General features: G+C 55.0%; 20 protein-coding genes and 3 tRNA genes. 3 read left to right on the top strand and 20 right to left on the bottom strand.

What is annotated here, in order from left to right; translation table 11 throughout:
- Window positions 1-36 precede the first annotated feature (36 nt).
- Window positions 37-1,170 (top strand): MFS transporter, encoded by a 1,134-nt coding sequence (locus Q8R39_00690; GenBank protein MDP3734927.1) that lies wholly within the window; start codon window positions 37-39, stop codon window positions 1,168-1,170.
- Window positions 1,171-1,334: 164 nt separating this feature from the next.
- Here the strand turns inward: Q8R39_00690 and Q8R39_00685 are convergent.
- From Q8R39_00685 to Q8R39_00625, 13 genes are all read right to left on the bottom strand, one after another.
- Window positions 1,335-1,410 (bottom strand) — tRNA-Thr (locus Q8R39_00685).
- Between the two features lie 174 nt (window positions 1,411-1,584).
- Entirely contained in the window at window positions 1,585-1,821 is a 237-nt protein-coding gene (locus tag Q8R39_00680; protein ID MDP3734926.1) for a hypothetical protein, read from the bottom strand.
- Between the two features lie 303 nt (window positions 1,822-2,124).
- Complete coding sequence (purL, locus tag Q8R39_00675) at window positions 2,125-5,937, bottom strand: phosphoribosylformylglycinamidine synthase (GenBank protein ID MDP3734925.1); 3,813 nt, start codon at window positions 5,935-5,937, stop codon at window positions 2,125-2,127.
- Between the two features lie 136 nt (window positions 5,938-6,073).
- Window positions 6,074-6,149 (bottom strand) — tRNA-Thr (locus tag Q8R39_00670).
- 101 nt (window positions 6,150-6,250) lie between these two features.
- Window positions 6,251-6,321, bottom strand: a tRNA-Trp gene (locus Q8R39_00665).
- A 52-nt stretch (window positions 6,322-6,373) separates the two neighbouring features.
- Window positions 6,374-6,532 carry a 50S ribosomal protein L33 gene (gene rpmG / locus Q8R39_00660; GenBank protein ID MDP3734924.1) on the bottom strand — a complete coding sequence of 53 codons (159 nt, stop codon included), beginning with the start codon at window positions 6,530-6,532 and terminating at the stop codon, window positions 6,374-6,376.
- A 230-nt stretch (window positions 6,533-6,762) separates the two neighbouring features.
- Window positions 6,763-6,915 carry a hypothetical protein gene (locus Q8R39_00655; protein ID MDP3734923.1) on the bottom strand — a complete coding sequence of 51 codons (153 nt, stop codon included), beginning with the start codon at window positions 6,913-6,915 and terminating at the stop codon, window positions 6,763-6,765.
- 148 nt (window positions 6,916-7,063) lie between these two features.
- Complete coding sequence (ftsH, locus tag Q8R39_00650) at window positions 7,064-8,977, bottom strand: ATP-dependent zinc metalloprotease FtsH (GenBank protein ID MDP3734922.1); 1,914 nt, start codon at window positions 8,975-8,977, stop codon at window positions 7,064-7,066.
- A 367-nt stretch (window positions 8,978-9,344) separates the two neighbouring features.
- Entirely contained in the window at window positions 9,345-9,809 is a 465-nt protein-coding gene (locus Q8R39_00645) for a prepilin-type N-terminal cleavage/methylation domain-containing protein (protein MDP3734921.1), read from the bottom strand.
- Between the two features lie 177 nt (window positions 9,810-9,986).
- Window positions 9,987-10,937, bottom strand: coding sequence for a hypothetical protein (locus tag Q8R39_00640; GenBank protein MDP3734920.1), 951 nt, complete (start codon window positions 10,935-10,937; stop codon window positions 9,987-9,989).
- 2 nt (window positions 10,938-10,939) lie between these two features.
- Window positions 10,940-12,301, bottom strand: coding sequence for a protein translocase subunit SecD (gene secD / locus Q8R39_00635; GenBank protein ID MDP3734919.1), 1,362 nt, complete (start codon window positions 12,299-12,301; stop codon window positions 10,940-10,942).
- Window positions 12,302-12,434: 133 nt separating this feature from the next.
- Window positions 12,435-13,082, bottom strand: coding sequence for a phosphatase PAP2 family protein (locus tag Q8R39_00630; protein MDP3734918.1), 648 nt, complete (start codon window positions 13,080-13,082; stop codon window positions 12,435-12,437).
- A gap of 147 nt (window positions 13,083-13,229) precedes the next feature.
- Window positions 13,230-14,024 carry a bifunctional 5,10-methylenetetrahydrofolate dehydrogenase/5,10-methenyltetrahydrofolate cyclohydrolase gene (locus Q8R39_00625; GenBank protein MDP3734917.1) on the bottom strand — a complete coding sequence of 265 codons (795 nt, stop codon included), beginning with the start codon at window positions 14,022-14,024 and terminating at the stop codon, window positions 13,230-13,232.
- Between the two features lie 109 nt (window positions 14,025-14,133).
- On the opposite strand from Q8R39_00625, the gene Q8R39_00620 reads away from it, so the two are divergent.
- Window positions 14,134-14,799, top strand: coding sequence for a hypothetical protein (locus Q8R39_00620; GenBank protein MDP3734916.1), 666 nt, complete (start codon window positions 14,134-14,136; stop codon window positions 14,797-14,799).
- A gap of 193 nt (window positions 14,800-14,992) precedes the next feature.
- On the opposite strand, the gene Q8R39_00615 is transcribed toward Q8R39_00620, so the two are convergent.
- The 6 genes from Q8R39_00615 to Q8R39_00590 form a co-directional block, all read right to left on the bottom strand.
- Window positions 14,993-15,388 (bottom strand): hypothetical protein, encoded by a 396-nt coding sequence (locus Q8R39_00615; protein MDP3734915.1) that lies wholly within the window; start codon window positions 15,386-15,388, stop codon window positions 14,993-14,995.
- A 35-nt stretch (window positions 15,389-15,423) separates the two neighbouring features.
- Window positions 15,424-16,587: a serine hydroxymethyltransferase gene (glyA, locus tag Q8R39_00610; GenBank protein ID MDP3734914.1), complete on the bottom strand. Its 1,164-nt coding sequence runs from the start codon at window positions 16,585-16,587 to the stop codon at window positions 15,424-15,426.
- Window positions 16,588-16,941: 354 nt separating this feature from the next.
- Window positions 16,942-17,562, bottom strand: a complete 621-nt coding sequence (locus Q8R39_00605; protein MDP3734913.1) for a dihydrofolate reductase — start codon at window positions 17,560-17,562, stop codon at window positions 16,942-16,944.
- A 10-nt stretch (window positions 17,563-17,572) separates the two neighbouring features.
- The gene (gene thyA, locus Q8R39_00600; protein ID MDP3734912.1) at window positions 17,573-18,502 is read right to left on the bottom strand and encodes a thymidylate synthase; all 930 of its coding nucleotides are present in this window, start codon (window positions 18,500-18,502) and stop codon (window positions 17,573-17,575) included.
- Window positions 18,503-18,700: 198 nt separating this feature from the next.
- The gene (locus Q8R39_00595) at window positions 18,701-20,050 is read right to left on the bottom strand and encodes a sugar transferase (GenBank protein ID MDP3734911.1); all 1,350 of its coding nucleotides are present in this window, start codon (window positions 20,048-20,050) and stop codon (window positions 18,701-18,703) included.
- Window positions 20,051-20,167: 117 nt separating this feature from the next.
- Window positions 20,168-20,362: a hypothetical protein gene (locus tag Q8R39_00590; protein ID MDP3734910.1), complete on the bottom strand. Its 195-nt coding sequence runs from the start codon at window positions 20,360-20,362 to the stop codon at window positions 20,168-20,170.
- 141 nt (window positions 20,363-20,503) lie between these two features.
- Here Q8R39_00590 and Q8R39_00585 point away from each other — a divergent pair, with 141 nt between their 5' ends.
- Window positions 20,504-21,766, top strand: coding sequence for a glycosyltransferase family 4 protein (locus Q8R39_00585; GenBank protein MDP3734909.1), 1,263 nt, complete (start codon window positions 20,504-20,506; stop codon window positions 21,764-21,766).
- A 248-nt stretch (window positions 21,767-22,014) separates the two neighbouring features.
- Here Q8R39_00585 and rodA read toward each other — a convergent pair whose 3' ends face one another.
- Complete coding sequence (gene rodA / locus Q8R39_00580) at window positions 22,015-23,142, bottom strand: rod shape-determining protein RodA (protein MDP3734908.1); 1,128 nt, start codon at window positions 23,140-23,142, stop codon at window positions 22,015-22,017.
- Window positions 23,143-23,196: the final 54 nt, after the last annotated feature.

The following is a 23,196-nucleotide window of genomic DNA, read 5'->3' as shown; positions in this document are numbered from 1 at the left end:
CGTACTTACCCATCTCGAGCACTATACTTCCACTATATGGCATTCTATCTCATCTCCTTCCTCCTCGCAGCGCAGTTCGCGCTGCCGCTCTATGTGAGTTCGACGTTTCTTGCGGGGTGGATTGGTGAGGAGAGAGTTGGCATCGTCTATACGCTCGACGCGTTTATCGGACTGCTTTTCTTGGGGATCTTCCCGATCATCGTGCGCCGCTTTGGCGCCGCGCGGAGCTTCATTGCCATTGCCCTCGCATCTGCTGCCTCGCTCGCGGCGCTTCCCTTCCTCGGCACTCCCTTGCTTGTCGTCGGCGTATTCACTCTCTACCTCGTTTCAATCCGTCTTATTTCTCTTCCGCTCGATATTTTTCTTGAATCGATATCCACCAACACAACGACTGGAAAAAAACGCGGGCTCTACTTCACGGTACTGAACATCGGCATGCTCGTGGGGCCGCTCGGCACGGCAGTGCTCCTCACGAACGGCGATTACTCGAAACTCTACCTAACGTCAGCAGCGTTCTTGATCCCGATAATCGTTCTCGTCTGGTTTTCCTACCGTCGCTTCTCTGATCCACGCTACGATCGACGTGCACTGCTCCCCGCTCTGCGGTCGCTGCTCTCCCGTCGTCCGATCGCTCGGATTGCGTGTGCAAATTTTCTCCTCTACGTTTTCTACGCCATCATGGTCGTCTACGCCCCGATCTACCTTCACAAATATATCGGCTTCAGCTGGAGCACGATCGGCATTCTCTTTACCGTGATGCTCGTGCCGTTCATCTTGCTTCAGTATCCTCTCGGCCGCCTCGCGGACCGATTACTTGGTGAGAAAGAGATACTTGCCGTTGGGTTCGGCGTGATGGGGCTTGGAACCGCGATGCTCTCGTTTATCACTGGAGGCGGTGTGCTGATCTGGGGCGTTCTGCTCTGCCTCACCCGCGTCGGCGCTGCCGCAGTTGAGATCATGAATGAGTCCTACTTCTTCAAGCATATCAATGAGACTGACGTGCATCTGATCTCGCTCTATCGAGGCACGGTACCTCTCGGCTACCTTGTCGGCCCCGCATTCGCCACGATTTTTCTCGCCGCACTTGACCTCCGCTTCATATTTGTCGCTCTCGGCCTCCTCATGCTCCTCGGCGTGCCGCTTGCCCTCTCGCTCAAGGATACGCGGTAGAACGCCCCGCACCACGGGTCCACGGGGCGGCACATTCTTTGTTCTTTGAATTTATGAAGCAAATCGAGTACCCTGGGGCAGAGCCCCAGGGTATGTTATCAATCAATGGGCGGCACTTCGTGCCGCCCATTGATTCGTTGGTCAAAAACGGACAGGTCTAATTGTGGAGCCGGAGGGGAGGCTCGAACTCCCGACTTGCTGCTTACGAAGCAGCTACTCTACCAACTGAGTTACTCCGGCTTATTCGCTAACAACAACGACCTTCTTTCGCTCTTTTGCTCAGTGCTCGACCTTTCCTGCCGTTCCCCCTATTTAATCCTGCATATGTAGGAGTCAGCGAATCACAATTGGGGCAAAGTAGGCGAAGATTACTTTCAATATTATTACGCCAATTACCGTCAATGTGGTCAGCAACTAGGGGAACCTGCTTGGTTTTAGGATTAATCTCTGCCCATCCGCATAAGCAACACCTATTTCCAAACTTTCTCCGCAAATATCTTTTAATATACCCTGAAACGATACCGAGACCTTGTAACCCACTCTCTTCTCCGTCTTTCCATTTTTTGATACAAGCTTTATGTTGATATTCAATTTGGCAGGCATTGCTGCAGTATTTATATCCTGCACGAGCTGTTTCTTTACCGCAGTCAAGACAACTCGTTCTATGTTTTTTAGACATTGGCATAAATCCAGTATATAGGACTTACGACCAGTGTCAATATTAGAAGTGGTTGTTTATTGAAAGCATTGCTCTACCAACTGAGTTACTTCGGCAATGTTGCCCACCACTCTGCGTCTGGGGCATCTTCACAATATCTACTTCGACTCACTCTACTCTACCAAAAATACGTCAAATGAAAAGGCCCTACGCGCGTTCCACCTTCCTGTGATTACAGAGAGCACCCCCGACTGTACTCGTAGCCGGGGGTGCGAAGGATAGACACGCGAGTAGAGCTAGCCCTTAGAGCACCAGTCGCAGGCGTTCTGGAACATCTCGAGCCACGGCGAGGCCTTGAGCGTGGTACGCCACTTCTCCGGCATCCACGGCCATTGCCACGTTAGGAAGCTGCGCTCTGGGTGCGGCATCATCGCAAGATGCCTGCCGTCCGGCGACGAGAGAGCCGTCCATCCTAAGGGCGATCCGTTTGGATCGTATGGATACTCTTCGGTGGCTTTGCCTTCTACATCGACATAGACAAGCGGGACAAGTTGCCGCTCTCGGATTTCCCCCATGATGCGCGGATCCGGAAATAACATCCGCCCTTCGCCGTGTGCGACATGAATGCCGAGCACCGAATCTTCCATGCCACGCATCAAAATCGACGGGCTCGGCAACACCTTCACCGCCGCCCACCGAGACTCGAAACGCCCTGATGTATTGTGAACGAATCGAGGCTGTGCGTCCTCCGAAATGCCTTTCCATGGCAACCAGCCAATGTTCGCCATTAACTGGCAGCCATTGCAGACGCCGAGCGAGAAGGTATCCGGCCGGTCATAGAACCGGTCAAAGATTTCGCTCACGCTTGGATTGAATCGGATTGGGCCAGCCCAGCCCTTCGCGCTTCCGAAAACATCTGCGAACGAAAACCCGCCGGGGAAAATAACGCCGCGCATAGTGTCGAGCGTCGTTACCCTTCCGTCGAAGAGATCGCTCATCGTGATGTCCCACGGCTCGAAGCCGACGGTGAAACAGGCCGCGGCCATCTCCCGATCGCCATTGGTTCCTTCCTCACGCAAAATCGCAACCTTTGGGCGGTGCGTCGTGCGCACGCTCCGGGCTTTCGGTATGAAGGAGAGGTGATATTCGACAGTCCTCACCTCTCCATGACTTCTGCTCTCGGCTTCTACCGTTTCTCGATTGGCCTGGAGCTTCTCGAGCGCAGTGCTCGTCGCTTCCCACCACTTTCTGAGGTCCACCACACTGCGATCAAGCAATGTGGTTCGACCTCTCTCGATGTGCAGGCTGCCTCCAGGGCTGGAACCGACTGTCCCAATTTGATCATAATGCACGCCATGAGTATGCGTCACGCGCGTGATTGCTCCCTCTGACTTCGCTTCGAACTCAAACAGCATACCCGCCTCTTCGCAAAAAAGCACTGAAAGGGGATCTATGCCCTCCTTGCACTGAAGACGCGCGCCGCGGTTGCCCGCCATGCACATTTCCGTAACGGCAGTGATGAGTCCGCCGTCACTCACATCGTGGTACGCGGTAATCAGACCTTTCTCGATCAGCTCCTGCACAGCCGCGAAAGCAGCTGCGAGATACGATGCGTCGACGTCCGGAGTCTCGTCTCCCACCTGCCCGAGCACCTCGGCGAGCGCAGAACCACCGAGCCGCGAGTACGAGCCAGAGAGGTTGACGTAGCCAAGACAGCCACTTCCCTTAAAATCGGGAGTGACCACCTTTCTCACGTCTGGTACCGGTGCGTAGCCCATGACGACCAACTCACCAGGCGAAATCACGAGACTTTTCCCGACTACCGTCTCCATAGAAAGACTATCCTTGCCTCCGTCGCTAGCGATACCGAGTCGAACCATGAAGTCTCGCATTGCGACGGCGGCTTCATAGAGCAGCGCGCCTTCCCCCGGTTGCTTTGCCGCCCACATCCAGTTGGCGCGGCACTTCACGTCCGAGAGTGTGGTGATGCGGACACTTGCGAGGTTGGTGAGCATTTCTGCGACCGCCATGCGAGCGCCTTTCTTCGGATCAATGAGCATCTTGATCGGCGCCTCGCCGAGGGCGGATGCCGCTCCGGTGAAACCAAAATAGCCATCAGCGGTAACTGCCGCGTCAGCGACCGGCACTTGGGTCGGCCCACAGCACTGCTGCCTCGCCACCAAGCCCGTGACCGAGCGATCCACTTTCCGAACCAAGAAGCCCTTGGAACCGACGTGAGGAAGCAAAAACACCAGCCGCAGAGCTTCGTCCACCGTGAGCCCTTCCGGGATCACGAGTGACTGCAATGCCACATGCGGGCGATTCGATTCAAACCGCTTCCGGGGCAACTCCCCCAGGATTTCTTTGAGGGAGAGATTAACCGGCGTCGTGCCATCGGCGGAATCCTCGACGACAACAGTGCCGTCGCCGGTGATAAGGCCCAACACTTCGCAGTTCACGCGCTCGCGCGTACAGATCGACTGGAACACCTCGATATTCTCCGGTCGCACGAGTAAGCCGTACCCCTCTTGATATTCAGCAACCCAAATCTCGAGAACGGACATGGTTGTGTCGCCCACGATGATCTTGCGGATGTCGACCGTGCCGCCAGCCGGTTCCATCAACTCCGTGAGGACATTGCTGGGGCCACCGGCTCCTTGGTCGTGGATGCTCTCAATCGGATTGACCGTGCCCATTTCGGCGCACGCTTGGATGACCCGATTGGCCCTGTTTTCCATTTCGGCATTACCGCGCTGTACCGACTTGAAGTCGAGCTCCTCATCTTGATGTCCGTGGATCATGCTTGAGGCACTGCCGCCCCCAACACCGATCCGGTATGCTGGGCCACCGATGCGCACGATAAGCATACCCCTCTCCGGCTGCTGCTTGGCGACGTGCATATCTCTGATGCGTCCGAAACCGGCACTGTAGAGAACCGGTTTTCTGAATTCGCGACGTTCACGATTGAACATCTGGCCGAACGATCGCGTAAACCCTCCGATGAGTGGCTCACCGATTTTATTACCGTAGTCAGAGATGCCGTCGCTACCCCGAATGAGGATCTCAAGCGGGGTCGCCGCAGAGCGACTGTCTTCGCCGCGTGCCGCCTCCCCCGGGATCTCGAATCCGGGGATATGCAGATTACCCACAGAGTAGCCCGCAAGCCCCGCGTGAACAAGACCGCCTCGACCCACCGCCCGATTGTCGCGGATCCGCCCGCCGGTACCGGTCTCGGCACCAGGGAATGGCGCGATGAGCGTCGGATGGTTGTGTGTCTCCGCCGTCGCTGTGATATGCTGGAGCACCTCGACGGTCCCAAACGGGGACGGTTGCCCCTGTTTGGTAGGAGCAAACGCTAAAACTTCGACACCCCGTATCACGCCGGCGTTGTCCTTGAACGCGGTGATGCTATTTCCTGCACTGCGCTGCCACGGCTCCCGCACGACATCCATGAGGCTCTCCGGCATTTCCTTGCCGTCGATCGCCTGGATACCACGGAAGAACCAGTGCCTGCTATGTTCGGAGTTTGCATTGCCGATCTGGAACAGCTCAACGTCGGTCGGATTGCGTCCGAGGCGCTGGAACAGCTTTCTGTAGTAGACGATATCCCAGTCATCCATGCCGAGGCCGAGCTTTTTGTTCGCGTCTCGCAAGGCATCCTCGCCTTCAAGCAGCTGAACGAAGCTCACCGGCTCCGGTTTGAGACATGAGTCAAACGTCGTGAGTGTCGACGGATAGACCGTCTCTCTCATGCGATCAAGGTGTTGCTGCAGCACCTCGTCCCGATTTGGCGTTCGCGATATGCCCAGGCCATCGCCGTAACAATAACGAACCGACCGCTCGATTCGCCGCACGGAAAGCCCCATTGAGACACAGATTGCAACCGCGTTTGAAGAGAACGGTGTCTCGGCAGAGAGCCGCGGACCGATCTCGACGACATCAAGATCACCGAAGCAAGACTCCTCGGAGACTGTGGTGAGTGGCTCGGTGAGGAGCCATCTCATGAGCGCGGTCTGTTGCGTATTAGGAGCCGAGAGGAAGTCGATGTAAAAACAATCCTCAAAAGCGGGACACTCTCCGATGACATGACGGTAGAGTCGTACCATCATAGCAGCCTACCTCCTTATTTGTTAGCTGCAGATTATCAAACAACGAAGCACAAAGGTTTAGTGCCTCCTCTCTGAGCGAATCTAGCACGATTTTTAGTTCTAGAAAAGCGGGGGAGGAAACCGGAATTTATAACACTGGAGCCAACGGCCGGAATCGAACCGGCGACCTACTCCTTACCATGGAGTTGCTCTACCGACTGAGCTACGTTGGCACAACAAAAATATACAAGCTTTTAGCTTATAGCTGTTAGTTTTTAGAAGCCTCGCCGTCATGCTAAAAGCTATACGCTAACAGCAAAAAGCTAAAACGGGGCGGGAGCTGAGGGAATCGAACCCCCGACTGGTGGTTTGGAGCCACCTGTTATGCCACTTTACTAAGCTCCCAGCAAGATAGTGGCAGCATGTTGCAGGCTCACACACCGCCAGCAAGACGCAGCTATTTTTTCCCCTCCTTATGCGCAGTGTGCTGACGGCACCAGTTGCAAAATTTTTTGAGCTCAATCTTACGCTCGACGCGCTTGCGATTCTTGCGCGTCCAGTAGGTGACGCGCTTGCAGGCGCTGCACTGCATCTTGATAAGATGGTCTTGGGACATGACTCAACAATAACGCCGCGGGCGCAAAAACGCAACCAGCGGCTCGCTTCGCGAGCCGCTGGGGATTTTCAAGACAAATTCCAATGATTCAGATCTCAAATCACGAACACGTCGTAGTCCGTGTTTCCGCATTGGAATTTGTGTATCGAGATTTGCTTGGAGCTTGATTTTTGCTTGGAGCTTTCGCACGGCGACATCGGAGTCGCGGATTTCATAATTCGCGCTCCCTCCTACACCTTCCCCGCGATGATGACGAGAAGCCACACTGTGCTCGCGACGAGTGTCCCAGCGATGAAGCCAGAGAGCGACGAGGCGATCACAGTTCCAATTTTGAAACGATATACCCTCGACTCACGCGACACGAAATCGTCAGATGCCCTCATGAAGAGAAAAAAAATGGCTAATAAAATGCGTCAGTTTATTGTAATGCGGGGGCCTCACGCGCACAATGGGACTTATCCACACCCATCGTTTTTGAAATCCGAAATATTGAATCAAAAATCTCGCCACGAAACGGGTTATGCAAGAGGTCTACTCTCCGCTCTTCTTCTTCGGCACGATGCCGTTTACGATGAGGAGCTTTTCGAATTCATCGCGCTCGATGGATTCTTGCTCGATGAGTTGATGCGCGATGCTCTCAAGTGCCGCGCGGTGCGCGACGAGCGTCTCGTGCGCACGAGAGCGCGCCTCGTTCATGAGGCGATTCACCTCGGCGTCCACTTTTGCCGCCACCTCCTCCGAATAATCTTTCTCGCCCGGGAGCCGCATGGCGGACATCCGCCCCAGCGGCTCCTCGAGCGCAAGCGGCCCGATTACCTCTGACATCCCGTAGCGCACGACCATTTCGCGCGCGAGCGCGGTGGCAACCGCAAGATCATTCGATGGCCCGGTTGAAACATCGTCGAAGAGAAGCACCTCAGCGGCGTAGCCGCCGAGCATCGCGGCAAGCTCGTCGGTAAACTCGCGCCGGGTCTTCAACCGTCGCTCCTCAAGCGGAAGCTTCAGCGTGTATCCGCCCGCATGCCCGCGGGAGACAATCGAGACCTTGTGCACCGGATCCGCCTGCGGCAAAACCGACGCCACAAGCGCATGCCCGGCCTCGTGGTAGGCAGTAATCTCTTTCTCGTGCCTCGAGAGCAGGTGGCTCTTGCGCTCTGGGCCAAGCATCACCTTCTCGATCGAACGGATGATATCGTATTGGGTGATCTTCTTACGATTCTCGCGCGCGGCGAGGATCGCGGCTTCATTCATAAGATTCTGAAGATCAGCGCCTGAGAGCCCAGGCGTGCGCTCGGCAATGACGCGCATATTGACATCCTCGCCGAGGGGCTTGTGGTTTGCGTGGATCAGGAGTATCTGCTCGCGCTCCTCCCGATCCGGCATGTCGAGCGTAATCCTACGATCAAACCTGCCTGGCCGCAGAAGCGCCGGGTCGAGAACCCCTGCCATGTTTGAGGCTGCGAGCACGATCACCTTCTCCGTCGGTTCAAAACCATCCATTTCAACCAAAATTTGATTCAGCGTCTGCTCGCGCTCGTCGTTGCCGCCGCCAAGCCCCCCGCCTCGCACGCGGCCGACCGCGTCAATTTCATCTATAAATATAATCGCCGGCGCCGCTTTCTTCGCCATGCGGAAGAGGTCGCGCGTGCGCGCTGCGCCAACGCCGACAAAAAGCTCGACGAATTCTGAACCGGAGACCGAGAAGAACGGCACGCCCGCCTCACCCGCGACTGCGCGCGCAAGCAACGTTTTTCCCGTGCCGGCCGGGCCCATGAGGAGCACGCCCTTCGGGATCCGCGCGCCGATGTCGAGAAACTTCTTCGGGTGCTTCAAGAACTCGACGATTTCCTGCAGTTCCTCTTTCGCTTCCTTCACGCCAGCCACGTCCTTAAACGTCACCGCCTTTTGGCTCTTATCGCGCGGGTCAATGAGCCGCGCGCGCGACTGCCCGAAGGAGAACGCCTGCATGCCGGCGCCGCGCACCTGCCGCGAGAGAAACCAAAGGAAAAACACGATGAAAAACACCGGCAGCATGAACGGCAGCAGATTCAAAACCAAGAAGAAAAGCCCGCTCGGCTCCTCGACGCGCATCTCGACAGCCGCGAGCATCTCCGTCGTCACACCATAGTTACCAAAAGTCTCCGAGAGCGCGGTACCGAGCTCTTTTTTGGCGCGGCGCGTGCTCTCATCCTTATAGCTAATCGTGAGATCCTCGCCGTGGACCACGATGCCTGCGACCCGTCCTGCTCGCACGTCATCTGCGAGCGTCGAGATCGGGACTTCCTCAGCGCGCGTGCTCTGCTCTCTCACATACGAGTAGAGCGTCATCAGTGCAAGGAGCACGAGCAGTGCTGTCACGAGATGGTTCATGACCTGCGGCTTCTCCGGGGCAGCACCCGGGCGCTTGCCCTGTTTTCTCCCTTGCGGCGGTGCGAATGTGTCCATATTTGTACAATAGCACAAAATACGCAAAATTAAATCCATCACATTGAAAACGGTCTGTGAATTACGAGATCCGAGACTCCGATGTCCCCCGCATAGTATAGACCTCTTGCATAACCCGTTTCGTGGCGAGATTTTTGATTTTTGAGCGAGACGAGGAAGACAAGCAAAATGGTTCGACGGCGTACTTGTTGTACGGCGAGAACCATTTTGCGAAGTCTGACGAAGTCGCAGCAAAAAATCAAAAATCGCAGCAGGAGCGGGTTATGCAAGAGGTCTTATATAAACACACACCGCCGCTCGCGCGGAGGTGTGTGAGTTGCGCGCTACTCGGACAGAAGCGCGCGCGATGGACAGACTGGCCAAGGGGTTACGGGCTGACGGCGTAGTCAATCGCAGCGATAGTTATCCGATTTGGTTCAACGCCCATTCCAGTTGAAAGACACTGAGGGTCATTGTTTTTCGGAACAGAAGGCGTACCCTCTAAGTCAACACCGAAACAATACCCCGCATTGCCAGTAATGGCAACATACCTGTATGCCTGTCGTCCGGCCACGGGTTCCTTTGGTTCTTGCGACAAGTACCCCTGCATCGTTAAAATGTCCGGCACATCATCGCCCATAGCGGCGATGGGATATCCAGAATTCGCGTCAAAATAGAGTTCCAGTGCAAGAACCACCTGGCGTACGTCGCTGATACGCGTAGCGTTCCGCGCACGCTCACGAGCACTCTGTAGGCTCGCGAGAACCACGCCGGAGAGAATGCCGATGATCGCGATCACGACAAGGAGCTCGATCAGCGTAAAACCTCTTTTTCCGTTCTTTATGTTCATCATAAAATTCCAATCTCCAACTTCTAACTTCTAAAAGACGGGCCCCGTGCACCCGAGCCCGTGGCATCGACCATTAATTTTATTCACTTCTCTAGTATAAATAATACGAGCCTGCTTCTGCAAGAGAGGCCTGTGGATAAATGTGCTCGACCGTTTGACATTCAACAAGCTTCGTTGCCTTCACTCATCCACCGCAACAAAAAAATCGTGGTCTCCTCGGTCTTCAAACCGTACTAGCCACTTCCCGGCTCTTGGGAACGTGGTTAGGTATGAAGCCGCGTTCCGTGTCGGCTCCTGTGAGACGACATGGAATTGCGACTGGCCCGATACGTATTCGACGCTCCCATCGCCATGCTCATTCCAAAAAAGGTTCTCGCCGGCAAGCGCCACAATAAAATTCCTACCAGAGAGTCCCGGTCGTATATCATCAGCTTGAGCAATGTTCGGGAACGTGAAGGTGAGGAGTGTCGGAACGTTCTTTTTTATAGTTTCAGGACTTGTTGTAAGAAGTACGTCATTCAAATCTTCGCCTCGCACACGGCCACGATCGGGCGGTTCGATCTCCCTTGATTGCTGCGCGATGCTCCCTTTGGGAACGATGACCGGCGTATACAGATTGTATACCGTGCCTCGGTAGGCAAATTGCATAACATGTGTCCATGCTCCAGTGTGCGTGAAGTGAATGGTTTCCTCAATCGGCCCCTCTGTCGAGGCGCCAACCGACTGCTCGGGATGAGCGTGGACAACAGCTCCAGCCAAATTTTCGTGCCATGCATAGACGTGTGTGAGAAAATTATGCATCGCTCGATCCGGGAAAAACGGTTTTTGAGTGGATTCGTTTCTGAATGTCCATAAAAATTGCGTCGTGGTGCCGGCCATGCCGTCTGATGCACTATTTGAAAGTGAGATGCTCACCTCCCCAAGGCGCACCGTCTGCCCGGGAAGTATCGTTCCTTCTAGGACATTTATAATCGGAGGCGGGGCTTCCGGTGCATGCCACGTCCTCTCTATGTGCTGAATAGCCCTGTACAGACGGGTATCCGGAAAAAACGTTTTTACAACTATTGCGGTCAGGAATATATATGAAAGAAAGCAGGTGAAGCACAAGAGGGTGATAAGTATTTTTCTCATACTCAAATTCGTCTGCCAGCGGGATGATGCGTGCTTCTGATTTCGAGACGGTGCTGCCCCGTCTCGGTCGCCACAAGGAGCGTGCGGGAAATCGTCACGGCAGTGAACATCGAGACTACGACGCCGATCCCGAATGTGAGTGCAAAGCCCTGGACGAGGGAGGTGCCGAACCAGAAGAGCACCGCGGCGGTGATGAGGCTCGAGAGGTTGGCGTCGCGGATCGGATCCCACGCGCGCTTGAAACCCGCGGCGATCGCATCAGTACGCGCCCCCCCGCCCAGCCGCTCATCCTTAATGCGCTCGAAGATGAGAATGTTCGCATCAACCGCCATACCGAGCGAGAGGATGAAGCCCGTGATACCAGCCGCGGTGAGTGTCACGGGTACCAGCTTGAAGAGCGCGAGCATTGCGATTACGTAGAGCGCGAGCGCAAGGGATGCTACCGCGCCCTCGAGGCGATACCAAAATATAAGGAAAACGGCAACCGCGGCAAGACCCGCGAGCCCGGCCTTGACGCCAGCGTCGAGCGCCTCGCGCCCAAGCGTCGCGCCGACGTTCTGCGTTGAGATGAGTTCAATCGGCACCGGCAGTGCGCCGAGGTTAAGATCGCGCACGAGCTCACGCGCGGCCTCGGGTGTAAATGAGCCGGTAATAATAGCCTCGCCGCTGGTGATCTCGTCGCGGATCACCGGCGTCGTGATCGGCTTACCGTCGAGAAAAATGGCGAGCACTTCGCCAACGTGCTCGCGCGTGATCGCGGCGAAGCGCTCCGCGCCCTCAGAGTTGAACTGAAGCGCGACCACCGGCTCGGCAAATGCCTCGCTCTGACCCCCGCCGGTGAACTGAAGCTGCGCGCGCTTCAGAAAGCGGCCAGTGAGGCCAGTGGACTCGAAGGTGGAGGGTGGAGGGTGGAGGGTGGAACCGTTCTCTGCGACGTCGCTGGCACCTGCTACCTCGGGCGAGGCTTCGCGCGAGAGGAGCTTGAACTCGAGAAGCGGCGTCTGGCCGATAAGAGCGACCGCCTCGTCAATGTCGGTAACGCCCGGGAGCTCAACAATGAGCCGCTCCTCGCGCTCCCCGAGGGCCAAGGCGCTTGATCGCTCGAGCTGGACCAAGGGCTCCGAGACGCCGAAAAGGTTAACGCGGCGCTCCACGACGTCCCGCAGCGCCTGCATGGCCTCGCGCGTCTCACCCTCCTCGAGGCTCGAGAGGTCAGCGCGGTAGACAAGCTGCGTGCCGCCCGCAAGATCAAGCCCGAGCTTAAAGGCAAATCGCCCGCCCGCGCGCTCGCTCGCGAATATAAGATACCCCGCCGCAACCCCGGTGAGGAGAATCACGATAGCCCATAATCGTGGCTTGTGCATCACGTCAACTATAGTATGGTTTGGCGCAGTTCTCAACAGCCATACGCCTATAAAGAAAAGTGGCGCATATTCTGTCCAATCGGAATTAGGGAAACTATTTATGGACGGGGCCTTAACAATCACACCAGCAGATTCAGGTCTGCTGGTGCTCTGTTTTGAAGTCCCCACTGCCCTGCGCTAATAACGCCATACCGCAGCCGAGGATGATTCCCCCAAGCACATCGATCGGCCAGTGGATGCCTGCCGCGACGCGGGCAAGGCCCATGAGGAGCGCGGCGACCATGAAAAGAGTGCCGAGCAGACGATTTACGAGTCCATTTTTCTCCTCAACATCCGGCGTTTCCCGTCGCCCCGCTCTCTGTTGCAGAGTGCGGGGCTCCCTCTCAACACCCGATGTTTTCCCGAAAAATGGACGACGTGCCGAAAGAAAAAGCGCGACACCAAGCGCGAAAAAAAACGTAACGTGCCCTGACGGGAACGAGTCATAGCCGCCATGCCGAATGAGCGGCGCAATGCCTTCAATCACCAAAAACGGCCGCGGGCTTGCGACAAAAAATTTCACCGCTTCGGCAATAATCCACGCTAAGCCCGCGATGCCGATAGCACGGAGCAACTCTCGCGCCCGTGCTCGTCTCCCTTTCATCCACTGCCAACCCTCGTAGGCGAGCAGCGCGAAAAAGAAAATAAAGGCGAGGTAGTCGGCCACGAACACAATGAAGGCGTCGAGTGCCGCAGAGCGATCTGCAAATGAGTGCAGAAGTAAAAAAAGTGCCGTATTCACAAATTTTCAATTTTCAATGCTCAATTTTTAATAAATTTTCAATCCGCCAGCTGGAGGGTCCAATGACCAATGACGGACGACGTCGTGTTTGAAAATTGAGAAATTGCAAAATTGATTGAAAATTAAAAATTAAAAATTGAAAATTAATTAGCCTCCAGCCAATATAACAAGGTTCTCAAACAGCTTCGCAACCGTCACCGGCCCCACTCCCCCCGGCACGCTCGTATAGAGCGCCGCTTTCTCCGCGCAGGCAGGATCAATGTCGCCGACAAGCACGCCGTCGCTCTCCGAAGTGCCGGCGTCGATGAGCACGACGTCATCCTTGATGAACTCCGGCGTAATGAGCCGCGGCACACCGGCACCAGAGACAATAATATCTGCGCGCTGGGTAGAGGAGCGCATCTCTCTCGTCATCTCGAGCGAAACCGTCTCGACGAGCGCACCCGCTCTTCGCAGCCAATCGGCGACCGGCTTCCCCACGAGCCGCCCCTCTCCGACGACGACTGCTTTCTTCCCGCGTGGGTCAATACTGTAGCGCGTAAAAATTTCCGCAACCGCGCCTGCAACCGGCGCGAGTACGCGCGAAGTGCTTGAGAGTGCATCCACGTCCTTCTCCGGCGGAATACACTCGAGCACCGCGCCCCCGTTGATCTCAATCGGCAGCGGCAGCTGCACGATAAGGCCGCCGACGGCAGGATCCTCGCCGATCGCTCTCACCTCAGCCGCGAGCGCATCCTCCGCCACATCGGACGGAAACTGGTACACGACAACCGCAACGCCCACGGCTTCGCCAAATTTTTTCTTGCGCTCGATAAATTTCTCAGTCGCCCTCTCCGAGCCGACCTGAATCACCGCGAGAATCAATTGCCGCCCGAGCGCGACAATCCGCTCCGCAAGCTCACACCTGATGTCGTCCGCAATTTTTTTACCCTCCACGAGCATATGCTAAAACTATAACAAAAAATTGCTTGCTTTTCCTCTCTGATACGTGCTGAAATACTATCAGACAAAGTACGTTCGGAACCAAAACACATCGTATGGGAGAAATGACGTGAACGAACATACCGAAGACACGCTGGTGTACCTCGCAATAAAAAGTACCAACCGCGGTTTTCTGTCGCGTTATCTGTCATGCCTATTCTGGATCGGCGTCTCCGTTTGCCTCGCGCTTCTACTCGAGCAGCATGCCAACGCTACGTACGCTGCGCTCGACGTCCCAACGCGGGAAGCGTTTGCTGCCCTGCCGCGCACTATCAAAAAGCCGTGGTTCCTGTATCCTGTTCCGCTACTTTACGGGGGCATAAAAGTACTCGTCGTCGTGGCCGCCTTTTTCGCCGTGCGCATACTCTATACCCTCCTCTACTGCGCACGAGAGCGGTGTACCTTTTTCAAATCAGAGGGCCAGTGGCGCGTGGTCGAGCAGGTACGCTACCTGTACTTCTTCGGGAGGAGCATGAGCCACACGCACTTCGATCGAATTATTGACGTGACCATAGGGCAAAATCGTCTGGGTCTCGATCGCCTCTCTGATACGGGCACGCTCGACGTTGTTTTTGTAACTGCAGTCGGCAGAGGCGTCGTCGAGTACGGCGTGCGTATCAGAGCGGTACACCGCCCAGATTATTACAAGAGACGACTCGTCGCACCCGACAGAGCATACAGCGACTTGTTCCTCGCACCGCGCATCCATGCAGATGCAGCCTCCGCCAATACATAGCGAGCCAAACACTCCCCGCAGACCTTACCTACGGGGAGTGCAACGTCCACGTTTCTGAGGAGAGTTGCGACGCTTGAAACAAGACGCTGCTGAAAACTCACCGTGATAGCGAATAGCAGAAAGCCCTGCCGTAACGGCAGGGCTCTATGATTTGTTCAGGTATTCAAAGCAGAAAACATTCCGCACCTTTTCTTCATGTGCTCCTTGTGTATCCGCTTAACTCCCACACCTGCAGGAGTAAGTGGAAATTTGTATCACTTCTCTTCGCCAGCGGAGCTGTGGCAGCATCAATTTCGGACAACAGTTCATAGACTTCGCAGAATTGCGGCTCATGATACACTCGTGTCAGGAGGTCTGAAACGGGCTGCCCTACTTCCACGACTTTTTTTAAAATCTTTTTTTCTCCCGCGCTGAATTGTCTATCAATAACAACATACGCGAGCAATCGTTCCCCCGAAATGAGAAGAGCCTCGGAAGGTTTCTCGACATACATAAGCCGCACATATTCCTTCCCGTTACGCGGTGGTTTGATTACGAATAACGCGAAGTGCTTCACCTCATCCCCCTTTCTTGACGTGTTCGCCCCCAAACAAAAAAATGCAGAGAAACTCTATTTATGCTGCCCTACGATTTCAAACAACTATCAATCCTCTCTGCAATTTCTATCATATCCTCCTTTTTCTTTCCACGCGTTGTCTCGGCCGCGGTCCCGAGGCGAATGCCGGATGGGTCGGTTGGCGGACGGGTGTCGAAGGGAATCGCGTTTTTATTAACAATAATTTCCGCCGCCTCAAGCCTCTCCGCAGCCTCCTTGCCGCCAATGCCCTTCCCCTCCATCCACGTATCAACGAGGAAAAGATGCGTATCTGTGCCGCCGGAGATGATACGCCAACCGAGTGACTGGAGACTCCGCGCCAAAACCTTGGAGTTTTTGACGACTTGGGCAGCATAGCGCTTGAAGCTGGGTTGCGTGGCTTCAAAAAGGCAAACGGCAACCGCGGCGATTTGATTCATGTGCGGGCCGCCGTACATGCCGGGAAAAATCGTTTTGTCGAGCTTTTTCGCATGCTCCTCGCGCACGAAGATTATCGCCGAGCGCGGGCCGCGGAGTGTCTTATGCGTCGTCGTCATCACGGTGTCGGCGTAGCGAAACGGCGATGGGTATACCCCACCGGCGACAAGCCCGGCAAAGTGTGACATGTCGACGTGAAGCAGAGCGCCGCACTCGTCCGCGATGGCGCGGAATTTCTTAAAATCAATAATGCGCGAGTAGGCGGTGTAGCCCGTGACAATCATCTTCGGCCGCTCGCGGAGCGCAATGGCGCGGATCTCATCGTAGTCGAGCCGCTCGTCTATCCGGCTCACGCCGTAGGGCACTTGGCTCCAAAGCTTTCCGGTGAGCGAGACTTTGTGCCCGTGGGAGAGATGCCCGCCGCTGTCGAGCGCGAGACCCATGATTTTCTCGCCAAGAGGCACAAGCGCATAATAGAGTGCAAAATTTGCAGGTGCACCGGAGAGCGACTGCACATTGACGTGCCATTTTTGGGGCGACAGTTTATAAAGTTTGAGCGCCCTCTCTATGCAGAGCCACTCAACCTCGTCTACCACACTATTACCCTGATAATATCGCGCGCCCGGGTACCCCTCGGCATACTTATTGATAAAGGGCGAGGCAAGCGCTGTGAGAACACCGTCTGAGATATAATTCTCTGATGCGATAAGATTAATCACGCCTATCTGGCGTGCCGCTTCTAACTTGACAAGTTTTTTAATTTGTTTGTCAACCATAATCGCGCTTGACGAATAGTACCTGTGGAAAATACACTAGGTACAGAAAAGAAAAAGTTGGTACTGTGTTTTTAACAGTACCGCACTCTGTTCTCAAAAACAAACTATATAGTTTGTTTGGTGTCGCAAAGCGACACACCCGAGCGGTAACACTACCGCACATCAACCCCCCTCAGCCACTTGGCTTAGGGAGGTTTTTTTCTGTCTATTGTCTACGCGAACCAAACAGTCGGTCTGCATTCGACGACATTCGAGCGCGTCATAATAACAATGCGGCCGCATTGTTATTATGACGCTCGATCCGCAAGCGCAAAAAAAACGAAGGCCCGAGATTGGTCTCGGGCCATTGAAGTCTCAATTGTTCTCCTCTGGGTGGTCCCGACACGGACCACACGCCTGTTCAAACGAAGCGGTCACAGGAAGCTTCCGCTGCAGCGTCAGAAATCGGAAACGCGTGTCACTCGCCTCATCGCGGCGCCACTTCTCGGTGGCGATGCACTTCCACTCCGGGTGCGTACACTGCGGCACGAAACGCTGCCAGAGCGGAAAATACACCTCGCCATCTGGATCCGCGTCAACTTCGGTGAGATAGAAGCGCTCGGCGAGAGGCAGCGCGAGCGCGTAGATCTCCCCACCGCCCGCGACGAATACATCGTCATGCACGCTCGGCTGCTCGGCGGCAATCTTGAACGCCTCGTCAAGTGAGCGCACGACAAAGACGCCTTCGGGCACAGAGAACTTACGCTGTCGCGTCACCACAATGTTCGTGCGTCCGTCGAGCGGCTTGCCGCGCATCGCCATAAGCGAATCGAACGTACGCCGTCCCATAATAACCGGCGAGCCCATCGTGCGCTTGCGGAACATCTTCAAATCCTCGGGCAGATACCACGGCAGCCCACCGCGCTTGCCGAGGACGCCGTTTCGCGCCACGGCGGCGATTATATTCAGCGTCTGTCTTTGTTGCTCTTCCCCCATAGAACCTCCACTATACTGCTATAGGCGCCCGAATCGCTGGCCACGGATCGTAGCCATCAAGCGTAAAATCATCGTAGACAAAGCCAAAAATGTCCCGCACACCGCTCGCGAGTTTCATCTGCGGCAGCTCTCGCGGCTCTCTTGCGAGCTGCTCGCGCACCTGCTCGAGGTGGTTAAGATAAATGTGCGCGTCGCCGAACGTATGGATAAACTCACCTGGCTTGAGTCCGGTCACGTGCGCCATCATCATCGTGAGCAGCGCGTACGAGGCGATATTGAACGGCACGCCGAGAAACATATCCGCGCTACGCTGATAGAGCTGGCATGACAGCGAATCGCCGATCACCATAAATTGAAAAAGCGTATGACACGACGGCGGCGCGTGATGGCGCGCCCGGATGAGTTCCTGGAGCTCGCCGACGTTCCACCCACACACAATGATGCGTCGCGATGTCGGGTCGGTTTTGATCAGGTCAACTGCTTGCGCAACTTGATTGATCTCCTCCCCATCCCGAGACTCCCAGCGTACCCACTGCTTACCGTAGATCGGCCCGAGCTCGCCGTAGAGACACGCAAATTCATCGTCCGTCTTGATACGCTCGGCAAACAACTTGACTTCGTCACGCCATGTCTCCGATGACCGCTCGAAGCGATTTGCCAAATCATTCGCTTCGAGGTACTTTTGAAACGCCCAGTCGTTCCAGATGTTGACACCGTTCTGGATTAAAAATTGAATGTTCGTATCGCCACGCAAGAACCACAAAAGTTCCACTATGACGCCTCGAACGAACACTTTCTTTGTCGTTACGAGCGGAAAGCCGTCAGTGAGATTAAAACGGAGTTGCCGCCCGAACACGCTCTGCGTGCCAACGCCGGTACGGTCATCTTTCCGCACACCATTCTCCAGAATATCCTGCAGTAAATCAAGGTACTGGCGCATATGCGTATACTCCTGCTAAAAAGTGTCGCCGCTAAATTAGTCCACTATAATCGTCTCATGCAGAGAACAGTGCGACAACTTGACACTAACGCGCATCCAATACAAGGTGGCCCGCCTCTCGTGATGCGTGGCGAGGAGCCTAACCATCGCCTGTAGACGCGCTGTGCTTACTGCATACTGCTTGTTGCATACTGCTTTTTAGAGCCCACTCCTTGACGCCAATATCCGCAGTGTCTTAACCGCGATTTTCACATCAAGCATGAATGAACGGTTTTTGATGTAGTAGAGGTCGTAGGCGAGCTTGTTCTCGGTCTCCACAATGTCAACGCTGTGATGTGGGTGTTTTTGATGATGTATCTGTGCCCAGCCGGAAAGCCCCGGCTTTATAAGATGGCGTACGCCGTAATATGGAATCTGCGCTTCGTACTCTTTTACCGCCTCTGGAAATTCCGGACGTGGGCCTATCAGTGAAATATCGCCACGTAACACGTTAAAGAGCTGCGGAAGCTCATCAAGACGCGTCCTGCGCAAAAAATTTCCCACTCGAGTCACTTCATTATAGTTTGCGTCTCCCCACTGCCCGCCATCGTCAAAACTCATGGTACGAAACTTAATGAGGCGCACCGGATGATTATTCTGGCCCACACGCGTCTGAAAGACAAAAATCGGCCCGCCGTCGTCGAGCTTTATCGCGCAATAGACCAGTGGGTAGAGCGGCAGCGTCACAAGTCCCGCGAGGGCCGAGAGCGTAAGGTCCATCGCGCGCTTCAGGATGTCGTAGAGCCGGCTTGGCGCGAAGGAGATGTTCTCGAGGAACCAGCTATACTGGAGGAGCGAGAGCGGCACGCGGTCAAAAATGTCCTCGTACACGCGGTGCATGTCTATGAAACGAATGTGGGAGAAAATCAAGTTATAGAGACGGGGAAGGACCGGCTCCACCTTCTCGGAGCGGAAGTGGATAACGACGACGCCGATCCCCTCGCTATAGAGCCGTCGGATGATCTCCTCCTCAAAGTCGAGAGCATCGATCTCGTCGAGATCCACCGAGGAAACGAACGAGAGCGAATAACTACGGTTGTGGTTGACCTCGTCGCGGAGCTCACGCATCTCCTCGCCGGAGCCGATGAGGATCGCCTTCTCCCGCTTGCGGAAACCAAACGCTCGGTGGCCGTAGATGCGCCAGAGGAGGATCATCACGAATGAGATGCCGAGATAGATGAAAAGGTGTACCTTCGGCGTAATGACGAAGAGCGGGATGAAATAAAAGAAGCCCACGGCGAGGGCCATATTCACGAGCTGGGCGTTGAGGATCGTCGTCGGGAGCTTGCTCTTCAGCATAAGCGTGTGCTTGCCGTAGAGGCCCGCAATGTAGAAGACGATGACCCACGCGACAAAGAGGAGCGCGAATGGTGCGAAGTGGAGCGTCCAGATGTGCGCTGACGGTACGGCGGCGTAGCGCACGAGGAGTGTCACCCACAGCGCAGCAAAAAACAGCGCGACATCGCCGATGAAGAGAAGCAGGGATTCAGTTTTGGAGCGGATAGTCATGCTAGCGCAGCTTTCGGCTATCAGCCGTCTGCTTTCTGCCAACTTCCTATATCATACGCTGTAAAACAGAGCGAGGACAACCGCGGTTGCGATTGTCCTCTTGCTCAGGAAGATTTTTTACCCGCGGCGGCGAAGGTCCATGAGGATACAATACCCGAGACAAAAAACCTGAACCGGCAAGGCCATCAACACGACGTCGGTATCAACGTGCCCATAGCGGAAATACTCTAGTGGTCCCTTGACTATGCCGCTCACTGAACTGGCGACAAGCAACAGCCATACGACCATGTCTCCCACTGTACTCAAAATCATACTGGCCGTGCTTTCTCGTTTAACTCGGTCCATGCCACACCTCCAAGGTTCTTTCTGGTTTCTATCGTGTCATCAATACAACAATGACACCTATTTGAGCGGGGACATCACTCTAACAAAAGCCTAGCATATAAATTTGATATGTCAAATAACCAAAAAATTCTTTACGTAATAACGAAATCAAACTGGGGCGGGGCGCAACGCTACGTCTACGATCTCGCCGTCGCTGCTAAAAGCTATAAGCTAAAAGCTAACAGCTCGGAGGCAATCGTTGCTCTCGGCGGCGACGGGGCCCTCAAAGACAAGCTCGAAGCAGCAGGAGTACGGGTGGTTCCCGTTCTCGCCCTCGAGCGCGACGTCGGCATCACGAAGGACGTTCGCGCGTTCTTCGCTCTGCTTGCGCTCTACCGCCGCGAGCAACCCGATGTCATCCATCTCAACTCCTCCAAAGCCGCCGGCATCGGAGTGCTCGCGGCGCGCGCGTACCGATTCGTCGTCCTAGTTACTAGTTACCAGTTACCAGTCCCCAAAATCATCGTTACTCTCCACGGCCTTCCCCACCTCGAGCCACGTCCGTTCTGGCAACGCCAACTCATCAAAATATTCACGTGGTTTACGATGCTTCTCGCACACCAAACGATCACGGTCTCGGAGCACGATCGACGGATTGTCGAGAAATGGCCGGGGCTGCGGCGCAAAGTGGTAACTATATGGAACGGCATCGAAACAACAGAATACATGCCTACCACAGAGGCACGGAAAGAAATCCTGACACGTGCCGCAATTTCTAATTTCCCCGCCTTCACTGAAGCTCCGGCGGGCAAGCAATTTCCAATTTCCAATAAAATTTCAAATGTCAAATTTCAAACGCCAGTGCCTGATCTATGGATCGGAACTATCGCGGAATTACATCCAAACAAAGGACTCGACACGCTCATCGAGGCGCTCGCACTCCTAAAAGCTAAAAGCTATCAGCTAAAAGCTTTTCTAATCGGTTCCGGTGAACTCCGCGGTTCGCTCGCCTCGCTCATCGCCGAGCGCGACCTCGGCGAGCATGTTGTGCTCACCGGACACATTGAAAACGCAGCAGAGCTTCTGCCTGCCTTTGACCTTTTTGTACTCCCCTCGCGCAAAGAAGGCCTGCCGTACGTGCTCATCGAGGCGCTCCACGCAGGCGTGCCGATTATTGCAACACGGGTCGGCGGCATACCGGAGATCGTCATACATGAGGAAACCGGTTTGCTCGTTGCGCCCAACGACAGCACCGCGCTCGCCGAGGCAATCGAGCGCCTCGCGAGCGACATCGAGCTTAGAGCACGACTCGGCACGAGCGCGCGCGAGAGCGCACGAATGTTTTCGCTCGAGCGAATGATAACAAGGACTTACGCGGTATATGAAAACTGAGCAGCGAAACTCGAGTACAAAACTCCACCGGTAGTATCATACGCATAATTTTCAATTTACAATTTTCAATTTTCAGTAAATTTTCAATGTTTCAATGGCTCAATGACGAACGACGTCGTGTTTGAAAATTGATTCATTGCAAAATTGACTGAAAATTGAAAATTGATAATTGGAAATTTGTATCCGGGGGTTTCCAACAAGGCGCGAACGTCCTACTCAATCTGGTATTTTTGAGCGCTTCATACGGCCTATGGCGTTACATCCACCTCCTCCCGTGCGAGCTCGCTTCGATGTGTGGCGCGGCCATAGCGCCGCATGCCCATTAAAATCCCGATGCCGATGAATTCGGTAAAGAGGTGCGAGCCACCGTAGCTCATAAACGGCAGCGGCGTGCCGGTGACCGGAAGGAGGCCTAGATTCATTCCGATATGGACAGTCGCGTGACTCATGATGAGCACGGCGAGCCCAGCAGCAAAGAGCGTCTCAAAATTAGTCGCGCCACGGATCGATGCCCGGAGAAGCCGCCAGATAATAATGGCGAAGAGCGCACAGAGCATCACGACGCCGATAAACCCCCACTCCTCTGCAAACGCTGCAAAGATGAAATCCGTCTCGTATTCGGGAAGAAAGCGCAGCCGCGATTGACTCCCAAAGCCGATGCCCTTACCAAAGAGCCCGCCGGAGCCAATCGCGACGACGGACTGATACGCGTTGTATCCGGCACCTTGGAGATCGGCCATCGGATTGAGGAAGCTGACGAGACGTGCACGCTGGTAATCTTCGAAGACAAAGAGCCACAACGTGCTCGCGCCAAGTAGCCCAGTCGCGAGGACCAAAGCGAGGTGGCGCTTCGAGATGCCGGATATCGCGACCATGCCAAGCCAGAGCGATGCGATGATGATCGCCGATCCGAAATCCGGCTGCAAGAGCACAAGCAAAAAAAGCACACCTGCATAGAACCCCGAGACCAAAATATGGCGCACGTGCGCGATCTCGATGTGACGGCGCGAAAAGTATTTCGCGAGGAGGAGAATGAGGACGAGCTTCGCCGGATCCGCCGGCTGTACGCGAAATGACCCGAGATCAAGCCAGCTCTGCACCCCACGCACGCTCGTACCGAAAAAAATCAAGAAGAGAAGGAGGACGCAAAACGCCCCAAAAAGGCCCACGAGCACTCCGGGCCTTCGCAAAAAATGAAAGTCGATAAAGCTTAAAGCACACGCCATCGTAATCGCTCCTGCCCCCCAGACAATCTGCCGCGCAAAAAAAATGTTCTCCCCGCGAAAGGAGTACATGGTCACGAGGCCGACAGACACAATGAGCGCCGCTGCGCCGAGGAGAAGCCAGTCGATGTGGCGAAGGACATGGAAAGACATACAAAAGCCAAATATCGAAGCATGGAATTGCGTAAAAACATTTGACAATTGACC

This window comes from bacterium (assembly GCA_030697645.1).
Taxonomy (GTDB): Bacteria; Patescibacteriota; Minisyncoccia; order Phycocordibacterales; family VMGT01; genus JAUYPI01.
Note: the sequence above shows the minus strand (reverse complement) of the source record. Positions and strands in the feature narration are given on the sequence as shown.

Coding starts and splice junctions, on each gene's coding strand:
- thyA (MDP3734912.1), bottom strand. CDS start 18,502: ATGCGCCAGTACCTTGATTTACTGCAGGATATTCTGGAGAATGGTGTG.
- Q8R39_00625 (MDP3734917.1), bottom strand. CDS start 14,024: ATGCTCGTGGAGGGTAAAAAAATTGCGGACGACATCAGGTGTGAGCTT.
- Q8R39_00690 (MDP3734927.1), top strand. CDS start 37: ATGGCATTCTATCTCATCTCCTTCCTCCTCGCAGCGCAGTTCGCGCTG.
- Q8R39_00585 (MDP3734909.1), top strand. CDS start 20,504: ATGTCAAATAACCAAAAAATTCTTTACGTAATAACGAAATCAAACTGG.
- rpmG (MDP3734924.1), bottom strand. CDS start 6,532: ATGTCCCAAGACCATCTTATCAAGATGCAGTGCAGCGCCTGCAAGCGC.
- Q8R39_00605 (MDP3734913.1), bottom strand. CDS start 17,562: ATGGGGGAAGAGCAACAAAGACAGACGCTGAATATAATCGCCGCCGTG.
- ftsH (MDP3734922.1), bottom strand. CDS start 8,977: ATGGACACATTCGCACCGCCGCAAGGGAGAAAACAGGGCAAGCGCCCG.
- Q8R39_00640 (MDP3734920.1), bottom strand. CDS start 10,937: ATGAGAAAAATACTTATCACCCTCTTGTGCTTCACCTGCTTTCTTTCA.
- rodA (MDP3734908.1), bottom strand. CDS start 23,142: ATGTCTTTCCATGTCCTTCGCCACATCGACTGGCTTCTCCTCGGCGCA.
- Q8R39_00655 (MDP3734923.1), bottom strand. CDS start 6,915: ATGAGGGCATCTGACGATTTCGTGTCGCGTGAGTCGAGGGTATATCGT.
- secD (MDP3734919.1), bottom strand. CDS start 12,301: ATGCACAAGCCACGATTATGGGCTATCGTGATTCTCCTCACCGGGGTT.
- purL (MDP3734925.1), bottom strand. CDS start 5,937: ATGATGGTACGACTCTACCGTCATGTCATCGGAGAGTGTCCCGCTTTT.
- Q8R39_00595 (MDP3734911.1), bottom strand. CDS start 20,050: ATGACTATCCGCTCCAAAACTGAATCCCTGCTTCTCTTCATCGGCGAT.
- Q8R39_00590 (MDP3734910.1), bottom strand. CDS start 20,362: ATGATTTTGAGTACAGTGGGAGACATGGTCGTATGGCTGTTGCTTGTC.
- glyA (MDP3734914.1), bottom strand. CDS start 16,587: ATGGTTGACAAACAAATTAAAAAACTTGTCAAGTTAGAAGCGGCACGC.
- Q8R39_00645 (MDP3734921.1), bottom strand. CDS start 9,809: ATGATGAACATAAAGAACGGAAAAAGAGGTTTTACGCTGATCGAGCTC.